Source organism: Listeria booriae (assembly GCF_000766865.1).
Classification (GTDB): Bacteria; Bacillota; Bacilli; order Lactobacillales; family Listeriaceae; genus Listeria_A; species Listeria_A booriae.
In genome coordinates this window covers 118,311-135,855 of sequence record NZ_JNFA01000028.1, presented here as the reverse complement: position 1 = coordinate 135,855, position 17,545 = coordinate 118,311, and the positions used below count along the sequence as shown (strand labels likewise).

The window sequence follows — 17,545 nt, the reverse complement described above, 5'->3', positions numbered from 1 at the left end:
TCTCACAAACTGCTGTCCCGAATGACTAAATCCGTAGATAGCGTTACTTTTTTTGTAATCGAGCGACCCGCGAGCAACCTTTCTTGCAAAAGTTCCACACCCGTCTCGCCCATCAATTCTGTATATACTTTCACCGTGCTTAACGGCGGAAAAACATATTTAGAAACACTCACATCATTCAAACCAATCACGTTCACCCGCTCAGGAACCGCAATTCCCTGCTCCTGTAACGCCCGCAAACAACCAATCGCTAGCGAATCATTCGCCGCAAAAAAAGCAGTCGGCAAGTCCTCGCCAAGTTCATTAATCGCCTTTGTCATTAATTCATACCCTGTTTTAACAGAAAACTTTCCTGAAAAACAGAATTTCTTTTCATATAAGCCTTTACGTTTCATATAATCACGGAATGCCAGCCATCTTGTGTCGATAATATTAGCCGATTCATCACTAAACTGTTCTTCACCAGCGATAAAACCAATGTTTCGATGTCCTTTTGCAATAAAATAATCGAGAACCGAAACCGTCGCCTGCTGGAAATCAACGACAACCGAATCATATTTCAACACAGATTGATCCGAATCCACAAAACAAATATTGGCGTTCCAGTCCGTCAACGCCGTAATCTGTGCCTGACTGAACTTTCCAATCGCGATAATTCCTTCCACATTCGTCAAACTTTGATCTGGAATGTCTTGAAAAAGTCGCAACACTTGGTAGCCCTCTTCTTCGGCCTTACGTTCCGCGCCAACACGAATGGATAAGTAATACAAGTCATCCAATTCTTCCTTTTCTGAATACCAGTGCACGATGGCTATTTTGGCATTCTTCTTTTGCTGTTTGCGCTTATGCTTCGTATATGAAAGCTGTTCTGCTGCCTCAAAAATCCGCTTCTTCGTATCATCTCCGACCGACAATGTTTCGTCGTAATTGAGGACCCTCGATACGGTCGCAATCGAGACACCAGCTTGCTTTGCAATATCCTTAATTGTTGCCACGTCAACACGCTCCTCTGTTAGCATTCCGTGAAGCATCACCTTCATTTTATCAGGTATTTTGCAACACGTCCATTTTCATCTAATTACCAAAAAAAAGGCCGGGAACATCACATTCCTAGCCTTGGAATTCTGTTATATCGTTGTAAATCGGAAAACTGTCTCCGATTGGAAAGTTTCGCCTTCTTTAAGTACGGCTGAACCAAATCCATCGTTGTTCATGGAATCCGGTAAACCTTGAGTTTCCATTGTAACACCAGCATATTTCGGAACCGGCGTGCCATCGATGGCAAATTTCCCAGATAGTTGATTGCCAGAATAAATAACGACTGAATCACAATCCGTTTCCATTTCAACAACTCGGCCACTTTGCGGATCAACTAATCGCGCATCTGCTTGATTTGGCGCATGATTTAGCACGAACGCATGGTCATAGCCATTTTTGATAATGATATTTTGCGGGTGTTCGCTTGTTGCACCATCACGAATCGGTCTTGGCTCGCGCAAGTCAAATGCCGTTCCCGCAACGTCCATTAATTCGCCCGTCGGAATCGAATCTTCACGCAGAGCAACAATGCGGTCACTGCGAACTTGCAACGTCTGATCCAGCACCGTTTTTGCCACATCGCCTGTCAAATTAAAATAAATATGATTCGTCGGATTGAAAACCGTTGTCACGTCACTTGCCGCTTCGTATTTAATTTTCCACTCATTGGCATTGTTCAGCGTATACGTCACGCGCACATCCAAATTCCCCGGATAACCATTGTGCCCATCAGGACTCGTCATCGAAAAGACAACCCCGACCTCGTCGTCTCTTTCCAGACTCGCCGCATCCCAAATCGTTTTGCTAAAATTATTCGGTCCACCGTGCAGCTGATTCTCGCCCTCATTTTTCGTAAGCTCATAGACTTTCCCATCTAGTTCGAATCGCGCATTCTCAATCCGACCTGCAATCCGTCCAACAAGCGCTCCAAAATAAGGCGAATGCTCCAAATATTCATCCAGCGTCTTAAAGCCCAGCGATACGTTCGTAAAATTCCCCGTCACATCCGGCGCCCAAGTTTCCGTCACAATCCCGCCATAATCCAGCGCCTTCACACGCACACCGTTATCATTTTCCAAACAAAATTCCGTCACCACTTGGCCATCCAGCACACCAAATTCCCGTTCCGTTACCTTCATTTCGCATCCTCCGTTCCAATTACAGTCTCGATGAACCGCTTAAACGCCCGTATTCCCGTCTCCGTGTCCTTAAACACACCAGCATCCGTAAGCACTTGACAGAACACCTTCCCGACTTCCTGCCGCAGAAATTCCGTCACCGTCTCCGCATCAAAGCCCCCCGTCGCCTTCAACCGGTCCGCCCATTCCAAATGATAGTCCGCCATCGCATTCGGCTGATCCATCAAATAACGCGCAACCTCCTCAAGCTCAGGCTTCAATCGCGGCGGCAATACCGCAAGCCCCATCACCTCAATCAAGCCAATGTTCTCCTTCTTAATATGATGCAGCGTCGCGTGCGGATGAAACAACCCGTCAGGATGCTCCGTCGTCCGCCGATTATTCCGTAACACTAGCGCCAACTCAAACACCCGCTCGCCGTCAACATCCCGACAACTCGCAATCGGCGTAATCGTATTATGCCGTTCCTCACCACTATACGCCAAAATGTCCACCGAGTCATCCGAATACCCTACCCATTTTTGCAAAATCGCATCCGCGGCAGCAACAATCTCCGTCGCACTCGCCGACCGCAACCGAATCACCGACATCGGCCACTTCACAATGTCCACCGTCACATCCGGAAACTCCGCCCAATGATACCCCGGAAACTCCTTATGTACAGGCGCTTTCGCCATGGCAAACGTATGCGCACCACCCTGATAATGATCATGCGACAAAATCGATCCACCAACAACCGGCAAATCCGCATTCGATCCCACAAAATAATCCGGAAACTGCGCCGTAATCCCAACTAACCGCTCAAACGTCCCGCGATTAATCACCATCGGCCGATGCTCCGCCGACAAGAAAATACAATGCTCATCATAATACGCGTACGGAGAATACTGCAATCCCCAATCCTCATCACATACCCGCATCCGAATAATTCTGTGATTCGTTCGCGCTGGGAAATCCATCCGTCCCGCATACCCTTCATTCTCCACACAAAGCGCACAAAGCGGATAACTCACTCCCTGCTCCGATTTCGCCATCGCAATCTGCTTCGGATCTTTCTCCGGTTTAGACAAGTTAATCGTCATTTCCAACTCGCCATACTCCGTTTTCACCCGATATTCGATATTTTTAGCAATGCTTCGCGTCTTAATATAATCACTTTCCTTGCTCACCGCATAAAAATAATCCGTCGCCTTTCTCGGAGATTGTTTATATAATTCCCAAAATTCCGTATTTAATTGCGACGGCATTGGCATGAACAAATCCATCACCTTACTCTGCCAGATTTCCTGCTCCGCCAATGTCTCCCCAATCGCGCCCGATTCTATCGCTAATTCTGTCAGCCGATCCAGCAAAGACAAGCGATCCGCGGCAACATTTTCTGCCACCGCGCGCTTTTCCGACCAGCCAAGCAAATCCAACAATCGATTCGTCACATACACACGATCTAACGCGTCGATTTCCCCATTTTCTATTGCTATATCAACAAACTGATCTACTATCATTTTTTACACCTCGTAGGTTTTTAGTTCGAGTAGCCATTCGGATTTTTAGAGTGCCAGTTCCAGGCGTCCTCAATAATTTTGTTCACATCCGTAAATTGCGGATTCCATTTCAAAACTTGTTGTGCCTTATCACTAGAAGCAATCAGCGTACTTGGGTCTCCTGCACGTCTTGGCACAATTTTCGCAGGAATTTCTTTGCCCGTCACGTTCCGCGCTGCCTCCAACATTTCCTTCACTGAAAAACCTTGGCTACTGCCCAAATTGAAAATATTGCTTTCGCCGCCGTCTTTCAAATATTCCAATGCCAAAATATGCGCATCAATTAGGTCAACTACATGGACGTAATCACGAATACACGTACCATCTTCTGTCGGATAATCATCACCAAAAATCGATAGTTCCGAACGTTGTCCCAATGCAGTTTGTAAAATAATCGGTACTAAATGCGACTCTGGATTGTGGTCTTCACCAATCGAACCATCGAACTTCGCACCCGCCACATTGAAATAACGCAACGCTACAAAACGCGTATCATACGCCTTATCGCACCATTTTAAAATTTTCTCCATCATGAGTTTCGTTTCACCATAAGGACTTTCAGGATTGGTCGGCGCATCTTCTGTAATCGGGATAACCTCAGGTTCGCCGTAAGTCGCTGCAGATGAAGAAAAGACGATGTTCTTCACGCCAAACTCTTCCATCACTTCCAATGTTACTTGCGTGCCATACACGTTATTATTAAAGTACTCCAAAGGCATTTCAACCGACTCACCAACTAACGAATTCGCCGCAAAGTGAATCACACCTTCAATGTTTTCCTTCTTAAATACGTCTTGCATAAACGCTTTATCACGAATATCCCCTTGATAAAAAACCGCATCTTTATGCAACGATTCCACATGACCCGTTTGTAAATTATCAACAACCGCTACTTTGTAACCCTTGTCTACCAATTGATCCACTGCATGCGAGCCAACATAACCCGCGCCGCCCAATACTAAAATACTCATATACTATTCCTCCTTGATGGCTTTCGCTCCATCACTAATATTTGCAATATAAAACGCTGCTGGATAGCCAATTTTTTGCGCGTAAGCTTTACCGACATTGTCAATAAAAGCATCTACGTGAGCCGTTTCCACTATCGCGATTGCACATCCACCGAAACCAGCTCCTGTCATTCGAGCACCTAAAACGCCCGTCTGCTCCCAAGCTGTTTCTGCTAGCATATCTAATTCTACCCCAGTTACATGATAATCGTCACGTAAAGACATGTGAGATTCATTAATTAATTTGCCGAAAGTCATTAAATCTTCATTTTTAAGCGCTTTCGTAGCCTGCAACGTGCGAACATTTTCACTTACTGCATGGCGCGCTCGTTTCACCAACGTCTCACTAGAAATCAAATGTTGGTATTTATTAAACGTCTCCATATCAAGCTCACCAAGCGACTTAATCGCTAACTCCTGCTGCAATTCCGCTAACGCTTGCTCACATTCACTGCGCCGCTCATTGTATTTCGAATCCGCCAATTCCCGCCGTTTATTTGTGTTCATAATCACAATCGTATATCCCGCCAATTTCACCGGCACCATCTCATAATCCAGCGTATTACAATCCAGCAAAATCGCCATATCCTTCTGACCCTTACCAATCGCAAACTGATCCATAATCCCCGAGTTCACGCCGATAAATTCATTCTCAACCTTCTTCCCAGTCAAAATCAGCTCCAACTCAGCCAATTCCAACCCGTACAACCCCTGCAAAATAACTCCCGTCAAAAGCTCAATCGAAGCCGACGACGACAGCCCAGCACCATTCGGAATGTTCCCATAAAAAAGCACATCCATCCCTGAATCAATCCCGTGGCCTGCCTCTTTCAAGAACTTAATCATCCCTTTCGGATAATTCGTCCAATTATCGCCTTTCCGATACTCCAAATCCGCTAAATCAAACGAAATAATTCCCAAATCCTCAAAATTAAGCGATATCAAGCGAACTTGCGTATCATCCCGCTTCGCCGCCACCGCATACGTTCCAAGCGTAATCGCACACGGAAAAACATGTCCACCATTATAATCCGTATGTTCCCCAATCAAATTAATCCGACCCGGCGCAAAAAACAACGCCCCATCTTCCCGATGAAATACCCGCGCAAAATCGGCTTTCAATTTCGAAAAATCCATTTCCCCATACCTCCACATTCAAAATAGAACCTCTTGTGTTTATTATAATTCTTTTAGTAAACTTTATCAAGTAATTTTACTAAATTATTTTAGTGTGGAGGTATGATTCGATTTTTATTTGTACTTTCATTTTAAGAAAGAGCCGTTCTTACGATGTCTGATTTCCAACCATCTAAAACAAATAAAGTACACACAAAACGCAAACACGCTTAGCAACAAACTAGTCCAAACAGGATATACTTGTTGGATTGTTTCATGAGTAATTAGCCTCCAAGTATTTGCATAAAAAATCAAGAAAAAATAATGTGTGCCCATAATAATCATTGAATGCCTGCCAAAATTACCCCACAACGCTGACTTCCCGATTTTCTGACAAAGGATGCAAAACGTATAAATCCCTAGCAACGCCCCAACCATAAAAATGAAAAGGTTTCCTATATTATTGCTCCGAAAGCCCACAATCTGAGCGTTATTTAGATAAAATACAAGGAGAACATAGATGAGAGACATCACAAGAAGTACATACCAATTATGCCAACGTTTATGCACTAATACGCCCCACACCTTACATTTAAAACCCAAATAATAAAACAACCAACTCAAAGGCACAATTTGAAAACCTAGAAAGATTCGCATACCCTCTTGCTCGCTAAACATTATCGCAAGCACGCAAAAAAGAATTATCACAATTAGTTTTCCTTTTCTCATCTGCATAAACAAATAAAATAGGATTTCCACAAAAAATAGAACAACTAAAAACCAGAGTGGCGTGTTGAATCCCACATCACCATCCAAGTAAAAGAAATGTTTCCACAGCGCCGTTGGTGATTCATATAGTTTGTGTGATGCTAAGAAAGACAAACCGTTTACTACAAGAAATGTCACCGTTTGAAACAAGAAGAATGGCACTAATAAATGCTTACTCTTTTTCCGTAAGAACGCTAAGAATCGGATGTCTTTTTGCTTGTAAAGATAGCCTGATAGGAATAGAAACAGAGGCATATGAAAACCGTAAATGACTATTTTCAATGTGTCGCTAGCATAGAAATGTCCCCAAACTACGAGGAAAATACCAATGCCTTTTGCTGTATCAATCCAATCCATGCGTTTCGTTACCATCCGCGCTACCTCCCGTTAATTACTTGCAATGTTTGACGTAATTGCGTAGAAGACGTTCCTTTTGTATAAGGCAAATATTCAATATGAACATCCACTTGTTCAAAATCAGCTTCGAACTGATTCCACGTGTCGGTTCCTTTCCAATCATCGCCTACAAAAATTGCTTCAAAGCCTAACTTGCGCCATGCCTCCATTTTATTCATGTTAAGCTGAGGTACAACCTCATCCACATAACTAATCTGCTTTACAATTTCTATCCGCTCCTCAAAAGGAATAACGGCTTCCTTATTTTTATAGGCAACAAGTTCATCCACCGTGACACCAACAATTAAATAATCGCACTGCTCTTTTGCTTTTCTTAAAAGGTTCAAATGACCAATATGAAACATGTCGTACACGCCTGTGGTGTAACCAATTTTATATTTTTTATTCATCCTAAAATAACTCCTTTAGCGGCATAATGCCTTGATTTTCGTGGCAACGGCGGTGGCGGCTGTTCCTTTTTCAAATAATCCTGTTTGTCCGTAAAATTTCTGCATGTTTTGCTGATAAACTGCTTCATCGAATTGATGTATCTCCTGCACGAGCGATTCTACTGTCATAGCGATTGGAAATGGTAGCTCTTCTATATCAAAATAAAGCGAGCGTTCCGTACGAAGATATGTTGTAAGATCCGGCGTGTATAATATCGTTTTCTTTCCCGCTATAGCCATGTCAAACATACAAGAAGAATAATCAGTGATGAGCATATCTGACGTAGCAATCAACTCTTGCATATCGGGATAATCGGTCGCAGATAAAACATTGCTATCATAAACTAATTCTTTAGCCAAAGATGCGATATTCGGATGTAATCTGACAAAAATTTTCCAATCAGAACCAAATCGCGTCTGAAGTGCCCGTTTTAAATCGGTAAACTCCTGCAAATAAACAGATAGACTAGCCTCTTTTCGAAAAGTGGGAGCATAAAGCAAGAATTTCGTCGTCACATCCACTTGAAAAAAATCAGCTACACGTTGTCGAATTGCTGTAGTATCTTTCCAAAATAAATCACAGCGTGGCGTCCCAGTCGTTAATACTTCTCCTTGAAACCAAAAAGCATTTTCGTACAGCTCTCGGCTAAAAGTGGCTCCTGCTAACATATAATCGCATTTTTTAGCATCACGTTTAGCTCGGTCCAGATAAGCCAGTGGTAATTGCTGTTCCGCATCTTTTTCAATTTTCTTCAGGCGGAGCGGGCTGTGCCATGTTTGGATGTATATTTGTCCTTTACGCTTCGGTGGACAGTATTTTTTTCGGCAGTTATCTAGCCAAATTTTCGCAGTTGATAGTTCCTTCAACGCCTGTTTCGTACCATATCGTACTGGGCGAATACCGGCAGGGAGCGATGTTTCTTGTCCTTCTTGAATGAGCCACACAATATCAAAATTTTGGTCTAATAGTTCATCGATAATGTACTTTGGGCTGTCACTATACCCACGACCTTCATGCGCGGTCACCACGATTTTATTTTTTTGAATTGGCAAAAACCAATAGTGGTACGCATAATTTCCAAAACTGAAGCGGTTTTTGATAAGTCGAAATGTTTGTTTAAACTTGTGGAACATCTTCTAGCAACTCCTTTTGTGAGAAAATATGGCGGTTTTTCCAAACAATAAATACGCGATACACAAGTACGGTGAATTGAGAAAGTACGGTCATCATGCACAACGTTTGGACGCTGAACGTACCTGTTAAAAATAAGATAGATAGCCCGACAAGCTGAACAACTGCTGAAACAACGGTCGAGAGGTTGGCATGTTTGGCCAGTCCCATTGGTGATAAGGTTGGAAAGCCCAACATGTATACCAGTGGAGTTATGGCAACAATCGGCAATAATAAGCGTAGAATAGAACCTGCACCATAAAATGCGGGGCCTAGAAATAATGCCATACATTCATTCGCATAAATACTTAATACGATGCATATGATAATCACTGGTGGCATGATGATCCAGATAATTTTCTTGAGCAAACGAAAGTCACGATTCTTCACCATGTATGGGTACAAACTATCTGCCAGCGGTGAAAAAGTCGTTTTTGCTGTGCCTATAAGTCGGTCTGATGCTACGTACATCCCCACTTTTGCGCTTCCTGGAGAGTACATCAGACCGAGAAACAGTGTGTTAGTGACTTGATAAATGGTTGCTGAAATACGTGAAAAGAAAAACGGGCTAGATTTTTGGATTGTTTGCCAGAGATAGCCTTTTTCAAGTCGGACAAACTTAATCTTTAATTGACGTGAGACATGCCGCTGTACAAAGAGGAGCGCTACAGCATTGCCAATCAAGGTAAATAGTGGAACGAAGTAATAATGTTGAGGAGTTTTTAAGAAGAGGAAAATCATGAGTACAAAAAAGGCTTGAATGATAAGTGTTCGTATCGTGATACGTTTCATTGTTTCCAACCCGCGATACAAAAAATCTGGCAAGAAGGCGCTAACGGCAACAGATGCAAAGGTCAGTAGATACAGAAACATATCTTGGCGCAACATCGGCACCGCATAACAAATGCCTAGTAAAATAACAAAGCTCAACGCCGTCAACAAGCCCTTCGCATACATTACTGCAGTATAAATGCTCGCCACTTTCTGAGCATCTTCTCGATTTTTAGCCACATCCGCCGTAGCTGATAAAATAAAACCAAAATCAATCACTAATCTAAAATACGTCATCATCGCTACCGCAAAACCTACTTTCCCGTAAAACTCAGGGCCTAGAATCCGCGTTTGATAAGGTACCGTAATCAGGCTGAAAAAGTAACCTGAGAACGTCAGAGCATATAAGAATATCGTATTTTCGAGTAGTCGTTTTTTATGCTTATTATTCATTTTGTGCACCTTTCTTTCTACGTATTTTTCTCAGCCAAGCACGCGCATCTAAGTAAAGTTTTACTCCGAGTGGCAGCGTAATTTTCTGATGCAATTCTTTTGCATAATGGCAACTATCGATGTATAACACATTACGGCGCTGACGTAAAAATTGCTTCGCTGCTCTTGTTTTAGCAACCACACGTTCTTCTTCCAATAATTGAATCACCTGATGTTTGGACGTGTAGGAAGCCTGACTTTGGTAAATGGAACTTTGCATAATCGACCCAGCACGATATCGTCTTTTAAAAAAAGGCTGGGCGATATACATAAAATTATTTGCTCGCGTAAACAATTGCGGCGTAAAAATCTCATCCTCATGCAGAATTCCATCCACAAATCGCAGACCTTGGGATAAAACTAATGATGTGCGTACAAAGTAGAGCCAGACTGGAGAATTGTAGTGTTTTCTTTGAACTTGTAACCATTCTTTCTGGGTATATCGTTTATTTTCTTGAAGCACAAAACTTGAATCGTACGGATTTGTCCTCGTGATTCCCTGCTCCGTAAACCCAATCGCATCGAATTTCACAACATCAAGCGCTTCCTGCTCGGCGAGAGTAAAGCATCGTTCTAGCATATCGTGCTGCAAATAATCATCGGAATCTAGAAAGTAAAGATACTTCCCAGTCACCTGCTCCAGCCCCGTATTCCGAGCCGCCGATAACCCTTGATTCGTCTGTGAGATAATGCGTAAGTTCGGAAATTTTCGTTGATACACTTCTAAAATTGCGAGGCTCCCATCACTACTCCCATCGTTCACTGCGATAACTTCAAAATCTTGAAACGTCTGATTTTTCAAACTATCCAAGCAAGTACCTAAGTAAGGAGCAACATTATATACCGGTAAAATAATCGAAACACTAGGCAAAAACAGAACCTCCTATTTTTTGGCGACCAATCGAGTAATATGCAAACCCAGCTTTATCTACGTCTTCTAGTGCAAAGCAATTACGGCCATCATACACACGTGCATCTCGCATTTTTTCAAAAAGACTCAAGTCCATCTCTTTAAATTCCGCCCATTCTGTAAAAATAAAACAAGCATCTGCAGATTCCAACACATCAGCCATCGAATCTCCATATGTGATATCCGTTCCAAAAACTTTAGCTAAGTTAGGTAAGCCGACTGGATCATACACATGCACATCCGCGCCTTCATTCAGCAACAAGTTAATATTCGGAATCGATGGAGCCTCACGTAAATCGTCTGTTCCTGGTTTAAACGTAGCACCAAGTATCGCAATTTTTTTCCCAGCAAATTGAGCCATGTCCTTGCGAGCCGCTTGTATCAACTTAAAACGTTGCTTCTCATTGACATCAATTGCAGCACGTACCGTTTTTAAAGTATAGCCTTCCTCTTCTGCTAACCAATGCAAAGCCTTCGTATCTTTCGGGAAGCATGAACCCCCGTATCCAATTCCAGGTGATAAAAATTGGCTACCAATCCGCGAATCTGCACCCATACCACGCGTCACTTCTTCAATATCCGCACCCACAACCTCGCACAAATTCGCAATATCATTGACAAACGAAATTTTAAGCGCTAAAAAATCATTGGAAGCATACTTCACCATCTCTGCGCTACGGCGATTCATCATCAAAATCGGCTGCCCAAAAGGTGCATACAGCTCAGATAAAATTGCTGCCGCTGCTTCTGTTTCTGTTCCAATCACAATCCGTTCAGCCTGACGCGTATCTCGTAATGCCGTTCCCTGTGATAAGAATTCTGGGTTGGAGGCAACATCTATCCATCCACGGCGCTGTCTGCCAAGCAGAGTGTCCATATAAGCCGCCAACTTATCATTCGTACCTACCGGAACCGTTGATTTCACCACAACCAATGTTGGTTTCGTAATCGACGCAACAATCTCCTTACAAACACCGTATAGTGCTTGTAAATTCGCAGATCCATCTGTATTCTCAGGCGTCGCAACTCCTATAATAATCACATCAGCGTCGCCATAAGCTTCCTCATAATCGAGCGTAAATGCCAATCGATTAGCTCTTTGCGCCACAGCCATCGCGTCCTCCAAACCCGGCTCATAAATCGGTGACTCGCCGCGTTGTAGCCTTGCCACTTTTGCCGCATCTTTATCCACGCACACCACAGAATGACCGACCACAGCCAAGCAAGTTCCAGTCACCAATCCAACATATCCCGTCCCAGCTACTGCAATTCTCATATCATATCATCCTCACTTCTATTTTAAATACGATCGCACCATATTAAGGCCAGCCATATACACATAACTTCCTGCCTCTTTCACACCCCAACGTACCTTCAAAAATCGTCTTCCTAACTCCTTCTGACGCTCCCAACTTGTCATCATTCGATCCGTTGCAATTCCTCGATTTACGATAGACAACAAGAAAGCATCCTGAGCATTTCGACTGAGTGGCACCGTCTGCATCCATTCCTCTGAAAATCGCCACGCATTTTGCTGTCCGACATGTTTAGCCGTCATATCGTGTTGATGATAAATCGTTTCCGGACTTTCCAAATGACGAATCTCAATCCCAGCAGCCTCCATCCGAAGCAACAAATCCCAGTCTTGATGCTTTTTCAACCCATCTGTAAATGGTATTTCCAACAAAATTTTTCGCGGAATCAAAAGTGTCGATGTCTGCATAAACCCAATCGTCCATCTCCCTTTACGGCAAAACAAGTATTCCCCCACAGAGCATGTCATTTCCTCCCAATTCATATATGGAAGCACGTACGTATCTCGCTCCTTATTCGGTTTATAAGTCAAAACAGAAGTGAAAGCCAAATGCCGTTTCTCAGAATCGAATCCCAAAAGTCCAAGCTGTTTCTCTAACTTTGTAGGCAAAAACTCATCGTCATCATCTAAAAAAGCAATCCATTCCCCTTGAGCCATTTGAACTCCCAAATTTCGCGCAGCACTTCCACCAATACCGGTAGTTTGAACGTATCGTACTGGTTTACCAGCCTCTATATATCGCATAACCAATTGACGCGTCTCCTCATCAAAACCGTCAATAACGACACAAATTTCGATGGTTTTATACGTTTGGCACAAGACACTGTCCATCGCCCGTTTCAATGTATCAGCACGACGACATGTTGGTATTACAACACTTACAAGACCCAGCATCCTTAATTTCGCTCCTTATAATAATAATGATCTTCCTTCTGTTTCTGATTATTAAAAACAGCCCCCAAGAACAAACGTGAGCTCTGTTCCAAACGTTGACTTGCCTTACGAGCCCGCTCCGTCACCGTATAATCATTACGAATAACGAGCAGCGAAGCATCCGTCATCCCAGATAACACCTGTGCATCCGCAACTGCCAAAATCGGCGGTGTATCCACAATAATATAATCAAACGCTGCTTCCAACTCCGCAAAAATCTCCTTCAAACGATCCGACGCCAAAATCGAAGCCGGATTTATCGGAATGATACCCGTTTGCAAAATAAATAAATTTGGACTCTCACTTTCAAAAATAGCCCCATGCAAGTCTGATTCCTTTTTGATTAATCCCATCAATCCTAAATTAACACCGTTCCGAAAATATTTTTGAATCGTAGGCTTTCGTAAATCTGCATCCACCAATAAAGTTTTCTTCCCTTTTTGTGCAAAGGCAATGGCAAGATTACTCGAAATAAGGGATTTTCCAGAACTAGGATCTGCCGAAGTAACTAGTAACGATTTTATTTTCTTATCAATACTCATGAGTTCTATATTTTCTACCAACATCCGAAACTGTTCCGATAAAGGAGATAATGGCTTATTTTGCACAATTAATTTACGATCATCTCGCTGCACTTTTTTTACTTTACGTCGCATCATTTTTTCATTCGCCTCCGTTTCAATGTTTGCCCTTCGCCATTTTCCTCGCTAGCTGTTATATTGCCAATTGTTCCAATAACGGGGACTCCAAGTCTCACTACAATCTCTTCTTCTTTCTTAAACCGGTCATCAAACATTCTTCTCACAAACGCGATAACAATACCGATAACCAAGCCCCCGAACATCCCAGCTAATACGCCTATTTTCATGTTAGGGCTCACTTTTTGTGCCGTAGAAGCATCTGCTAATAATTCGACATTGGATACTTTCATCATGCCAGGGGTTTCTTTTAAAAAGCTCTGCGTCACGATTTTTGCTATCTTAACCGCATTCTCAGGCTGGCTATCAACCGCATGAATATTGATAACCTGGGAATTCTGTACGCTATCCACCGATACTTTATTTGCCAAACTTTCCACACTCATATCCTGACTAAATTCAGCAGCAGCACTTTTTAAAATTCGCGGGCTTTTAATCACGACACTATACGTGTTGACCATCTGAATATTCGCTTGTATTTCTGAATTTTGAACCGCTGAATTCTGATTTTGGGCATTTTGCGTAATCAGAACTTGAGACACCGCCTCATATTTTGGAGAAACAAAGTACTGCAAATATCCGAACGCAACAGTGGCAAAGAGTAACATAGTTGCTACCATAATCCATATATTTTTCCGCAAAACTTCCATGATTTCTTTTAGTGTAATGGTTTCTTCCATAAGTCATCCTTTCTTAGTCGCGGCTTTTCTTTTTCATCTCCAAAAGCAATCCCGATGAGAAAAAAGGTGATAATGCCGAGACTTGTCGTTAAATAGAGTTCTGTAAACAATGAGGTCACCGCGTAGAGGAATAGTACCAACGTAAATGCCTGTATCCTACCTGAACGCCGATTAATCATGAGTAAAAATATCAAAAGTATTAAAGCAAAACAAGCCGTCCCAATATAGCCAAATTGCGCAATAAACATCGCAATGAAACTGTCATTTAAATACTGCGGATTCTCTCTCGTAAAGCCATAATACTCATAAAATCGAAATTTATCGTAAAGATGCGAGTAATTCTTCACCGAACTGCCTGATCCAAACGAAGCAAATCCCGCGCCAAATGGAGCATACATATCCGCTATTTTGAAAGCAGCTTGGTATAATAAGCTCCGGGCAGATGTCGTAGAAGACAATAAACGTGTATCAATAATCTCCCAAAAACTTGCGATCAACGTGATCACTGGTAAAATCAAATAACTAATTTTGAAGCTTTTTTTCTTGGCATAATGCTGAAATAATAACATGAAGAAATAAATCCCGATAAAAATCAAACCTTTATTTCGAGCAGCAAAGAAAATCAAGATTCCTCCCATCGCGAGGAACGGAATATGATAACGCACATTTTTTAATCCGAGGAATAACATGCAGAAAAATACAGTGGCACTTAAATACGTAGCGTGGGGGAAAATGAGGTACTGTGTCTTAATCCCCATTCTAATTTCCGTCGAGGGCCAGATTGGATATACTAAGTTAACAAGTAAGAGCAGAAACAAAACCCCAATGACCCATTTACTGTACAGAACCAAACCATTAATTTGTGAGGAGAAAAATCCTGGTCGAAATGCGAGTCGTCCGAAGAAATAAGCAATAAAGCATTTGCAAATACTCCAGATATCCAGAACTATAAAAGTCCAGCCATAAACATTAGCAACCCGATTACCGAATAAACCGAGGACAATAATAATCAAGAGGAGCGCTATCACCAGATATTCTTGCGTCATAAGCGCTTTAGGTTGTTTTAGTTGAAACAAGATAATCCCGATAAAACATAGAAATGTCAACATATTATCTATATTTAAAGCCGCTAAAAAGGGCATTTTTTCAAAAACTGGGGAAAATAATATCAGCGTTATAAATGTGAAAAATAGAATGCTAGCTAGTTTCGTGTTTTCTTTTCTGATTTTATTAGGCATGCCTTACTCATTCCATTCTGAGTAGATTTCATTCCATTTGGCATTGTAAGCGGTGATTGAAAAGTGTTGCTTCATTTTCTTGGCAGCCGCCTCACCCATTGTTTCTCGTTCCGATTCCCGATCGATGAGTTCCATGATTGACGCCAGCAGTTCATCTTTGTCTCCAGGCTGAATCAACAACCCATCTTTTCCGGATTCGATGACACTTGGAATCCCGCCAACGTACGTACTAATATTCGGAATACCACACGCCATTGTTTCTAAAATCGCCATTGGTAAACCTTCTTGGTAGGATGGTAAAATATGAATCATCGTCTTTTTCATGGCTGCTTCTTTCTCGCTTGCTGTAATCCATCCGCCTAGCTGCACATTTTTTAATTGTTGCTTTCTAATGATTTCTGCGGCTTGTTTTGTATCACCATCACCGTATAAATAAAGCATGATATCCGGATATTTTTTTTGAAGTGGTTCTGCGATTGCTAGAATGTCGTACGTCCCTTTTCGCTCACCGAGTTGTCCAAAACAGCTGATTTGCGTTCGCTTTACTGGGTTAGAATTAGAAGTTGGGATTGGTACTGCGTTGTGTATGATTTCGGTTGTGATACCGAATTTTGCAAAATAAGTTTGAACTTCATCGTTTAGCACGATAATTTTATCCGCGCATCTGAGTGTTTTTAGCAGATGTTTTTGCAGTCCGGGCCGGCTTTCTTGGTGATATTGATCGAAGTGCGAGCCATGAATATGAAGCAAAACCTTCGCCCCACTGCGCTTTGCAATACTTGTTGCCAGTGCTTTTCGGAAATAGCTACCATCTTGTGCCATATGAATATGCACTACATCGATGTTCTTTTTTTTAATATAAAATGGCAGATAGGCTAATCCACGTATCGAGTACATTGTACGTCTGAATAAACTGCCTTCCTTCCAACTTTCTAGGTAGAACATGGCGTTTCTGCTGGATTTAAAATGACTTTTAAAGTTGGCGATAACAGTGGCAATACCACCTTTCGTCTCATGGTCAGGTCCAAACATTAAAATTCTCATGCTATCATCTCTTTTCCAAAATCTGTTTTCTTTTCTCGCGTATCACGTGGTTCAGGAATATCAGATTACCTACCAAGTACCTTTTGGCTAGTCGTCTCGGTTCTTGCATCATCCGGAACAGCCACTCCAAACTGAGTGCTTGCATCCATTTCGGCGCTCGTTTGATTTCTCCAGCGATAACGTCGAAGCTGCCGCCCACACCGATGGAAACCGGCACATTCATCGCCTCCATATATGAGTCTACGAAATATTCTTTTTGCGGACTTGGGAGTGCTATAAAAAGTAAATCAGCTTTATTTTTTCGAATATTCTCAACGATTTCAACTTCTTCTGTCGCTTTAAAATAGCCATGATGATAACCTGCAATTGGCAATGTTGGGTAGTCCGTTGTAATCCGGTCAATCATTTTCTTTAAAATCGGCTCGCTCGTTCCTAAAAAATACACGCGGTACCCTTTCTTAGCTGCAATTTCTAGAAGTCGAGTCATCACATCGATGCCAGCGACGCGTTCTAATTTCGGCTGTTTGCATACTTGTGCAGCCAGTACAACCGACATACCGTCTGGGTTGATTAGAGCTGCCTCATTGATAATTTTCTTGAACTTAGGATTTGTCTTCATCATGTTTATTTTATCTGCATTAACACCTGTATGATGTATTGGTTTTCTCAATGCAATGTAGGTTTCAATTTTTGCAATGGTTTCATGAAAGTTATATCTGTCAAGGTTCGCCTCTAAAAATTGAATGCGTTTTTCCATGAGACACCACTTCCTTTTCTCGTAATATTATCTTTGCTATACTTTTATTTTATGATATTTAGATCGCGCATGCCATTTT

At 42.2% G+C, this 17,545-nt stretch carries 17 protein-coding genes; all 17 read right to left on the bottom strand.

Features of this window, described 5'->3' with window-relative positions; genetic code table 11:
* Positions 1 to 2: 2 nt before the first annotated feature.
* Complete coding sequence (locus EP57_RS13260) at positions 3 to 995, bottom strand: LacI family DNA-binding transcriptional regulator (protein WP_036087572.1); 993 nt, start codon at positions 993 to 995, stop codon at positions 3 to 5.
* A 132-nt stretch (positions 996 to 1,127) separates the two neighbouring features.
* Positions 1,128 to 2,177, bottom strand: a complete 1,050-nt coding sequence (locus EP57_RS13255) for an aldose epimerase family protein (protein ID WP_036087424.1) — start codon at positions 2,175 to 2,177, stop codon at positions 1,128 to 1,130.
* On the bottom strand, positions 2,174 to 3,679 hold the full coding sequence (gene galT, locus EP57_RS13250; RefSeq protein WP_036087421.1) for a UDP-glucose--hexose-1-phosphate uridylyltransferase: 1,506 nt from the start codon (positions 3,677 to 3,679) through the stop codon (positions 2,174 to 2,176). Before galT ends, EP57_RS13255 begins: the two co-directional genes overlap by 4 nt.
* Positions 3,680 to 3,699: 20 nt before the next feature.
* Positions 3,700 to 4,689: a UDP-glucose 4-epimerase GalE gene (gene galE, locus EP57_RS13245; RefSeq protein ID WP_036087418.1), complete on the bottom strand. Its 990-nt coding sequence runs from the start codon at positions 4,687 to 4,689 to the stop codon at positions 3,700 to 3,702.
* A 3-nt stretch (positions 4,690 to 4,692) separates the two neighbouring features.
* Entirely contained in the window at positions 4,693 to 5,865 is a 1,173-nt protein-coding gene (locus EP57_RS13240) for a galactokinase (protein WP_036087417.1), read from the bottom strand.
* 126 nt (positions 5,866 to 5,991) lie between these two features.
* On the bottom strand, positions 5,992 to 6,984 hold the full coding sequence (locus tag EP57_RS13235) for an acyltransferase family protein (protein ID WP_036087416.1): 993 nt from the start codon (positions 6,982 to 6,984) through the stop codon (positions 5,992 to 5,994).
* 5 nt (positions 6,985 to 6,989) lie between these two features.
* Positions 6,990 to 7,418, bottom strand: coding sequence for an FAD synthase family protein (locus EP57_RS13230; RefSeq protein WP_036087415.1), 429 nt, complete (start codon positions 7,416 to 7,418; stop codon positions 6,990 to 6,992).
* A 15-nt stretch (positions 7,419 to 7,433) separates the two neighbouring features.
* On the bottom strand, positions 7,434 to 8,591 hold the full coding sequence (locus EP57_RS13225) for a CDP-glycerol glycerophosphotransferase family protein (protein ID WP_036087414.1): 1,158 nt from the start codon (positions 8,589 to 8,591) through the stop codon (positions 7,434 to 7,436).
* Positions 8,575 to 9,852: an oligosaccharide flippase family protein gene (locus EP57_RS13220; protein ID WP_036087413.1), complete on the bottom strand. Its 1,278-nt coding sequence runs from the start codon at positions 9,850 to 9,852 to the stop codon at positions 8,575 to 8,577. The genes EP57_RS13225 and EP57_RS13220 overlap by 17 nt, the downstream gene beginning before the upstream one ends.
* The gene (locus EP57_RS13215; RefSeq protein ID WP_052167695.1) at positions 9,845 to 10,762 is read right to left on the bottom strand and encodes a glycosyltransferase; all 918 of its coding nucleotides are present in this window, start codon (positions 10,760 to 10,762) and stop codon (positions 9,845 to 9,847) included. The genes EP57_RS13220 and EP57_RS13215 overlap by 8 nt, the downstream gene beginning before the upstream one ends.
* Positions 10,755 to 12,077 (bottom strand): UDP-glucose dehydrogenase family protein, encoded by a 1,323-nt coding sequence (locus EP57_RS13210; protein ID WP_036087412.1) that lies wholly within the window; start codon positions 12,075 to 12,077, stop codon positions 10,755 to 10,757. The genes EP57_RS13215 and EP57_RS13210 overlap by 8 nt, the downstream gene beginning before the upstream one ends.
* 18 nt (positions 12,078 to 12,095) lie before the next feature.
* On the bottom strand, positions 12,096 to 13,010 hold the full coding sequence (locus EP57_RS13205) for a glycosyltransferase family 2 protein (protein ID WP_052167694.1): 915 nt from the start codon (positions 13,008 to 13,010) through the stop codon (positions 12,096 to 12,098).
* Positions 13,011 to 13,012: 2 nt separating this feature from the next.
* Entirely contained in the window at positions 13,013 to 13,708 is a 696-nt protein-coding gene (locus EP57_RS13200; RefSeq protein WP_036087411.1) for a CpsD/CapB family tyrosine-protein kinase, read from the bottom strand.
* Positions 13,705 to 14,427: a YveK family protein gene (locus tag EP57_RS13195; protein WP_036087409.1), complete on the bottom strand. Its 723-nt coding sequence runs from the start codon at positions 14,425 to 14,427 to the stop codon at positions 13,705 to 13,707. The genes EP57_RS13200 and EP57_RS13195 overlap by 4 nt, the downstream gene beginning before the upstream one ends.
* The gene (locus tag EP57_RS13190) at positions 14,406 to 15,665 is read right to left on the bottom strand and encodes a hypothetical protein (protein WP_036087408.1); all 1,260 of its coding nucleotides are present in this window, start codon (positions 15,663 to 15,665) and stop codon (positions 14,406 to 14,408) included. The genes EP57_RS13195 and EP57_RS13190 overlap by 22 nt, the downstream gene beginning before the upstream one ends.
* A 3-nt stretch (positions 15,666 to 15,668) precedes the next feature.
* The gene (locus EP57_RS13185; RefSeq protein ID WP_036087407.1) at positions 15,669 to 16,709 is read right to left on the bottom strand and encodes a glycosyltransferase family 4 protein; all 1,041 of its coding nucleotides are present in this window, start codon (positions 16,707 to 16,709) and stop codon (positions 15,669 to 15,671) included.
* 4 nt (positions 16,710 to 16,713) lie between these two features.
* A complete protein-coding gene (locus tag EP57_RS13180) occupies positions 16,714 to 17,466 on the bottom strand; it encodes a WecB/TagA/CpsF family glycosyltransferase (RefSeq protein WP_036087406.1) in 753 nt (250 codons plus the stop codon).
* Between the last annotated feature and the right edge of the window lie 79 nt (positions 17,467 to 17,545).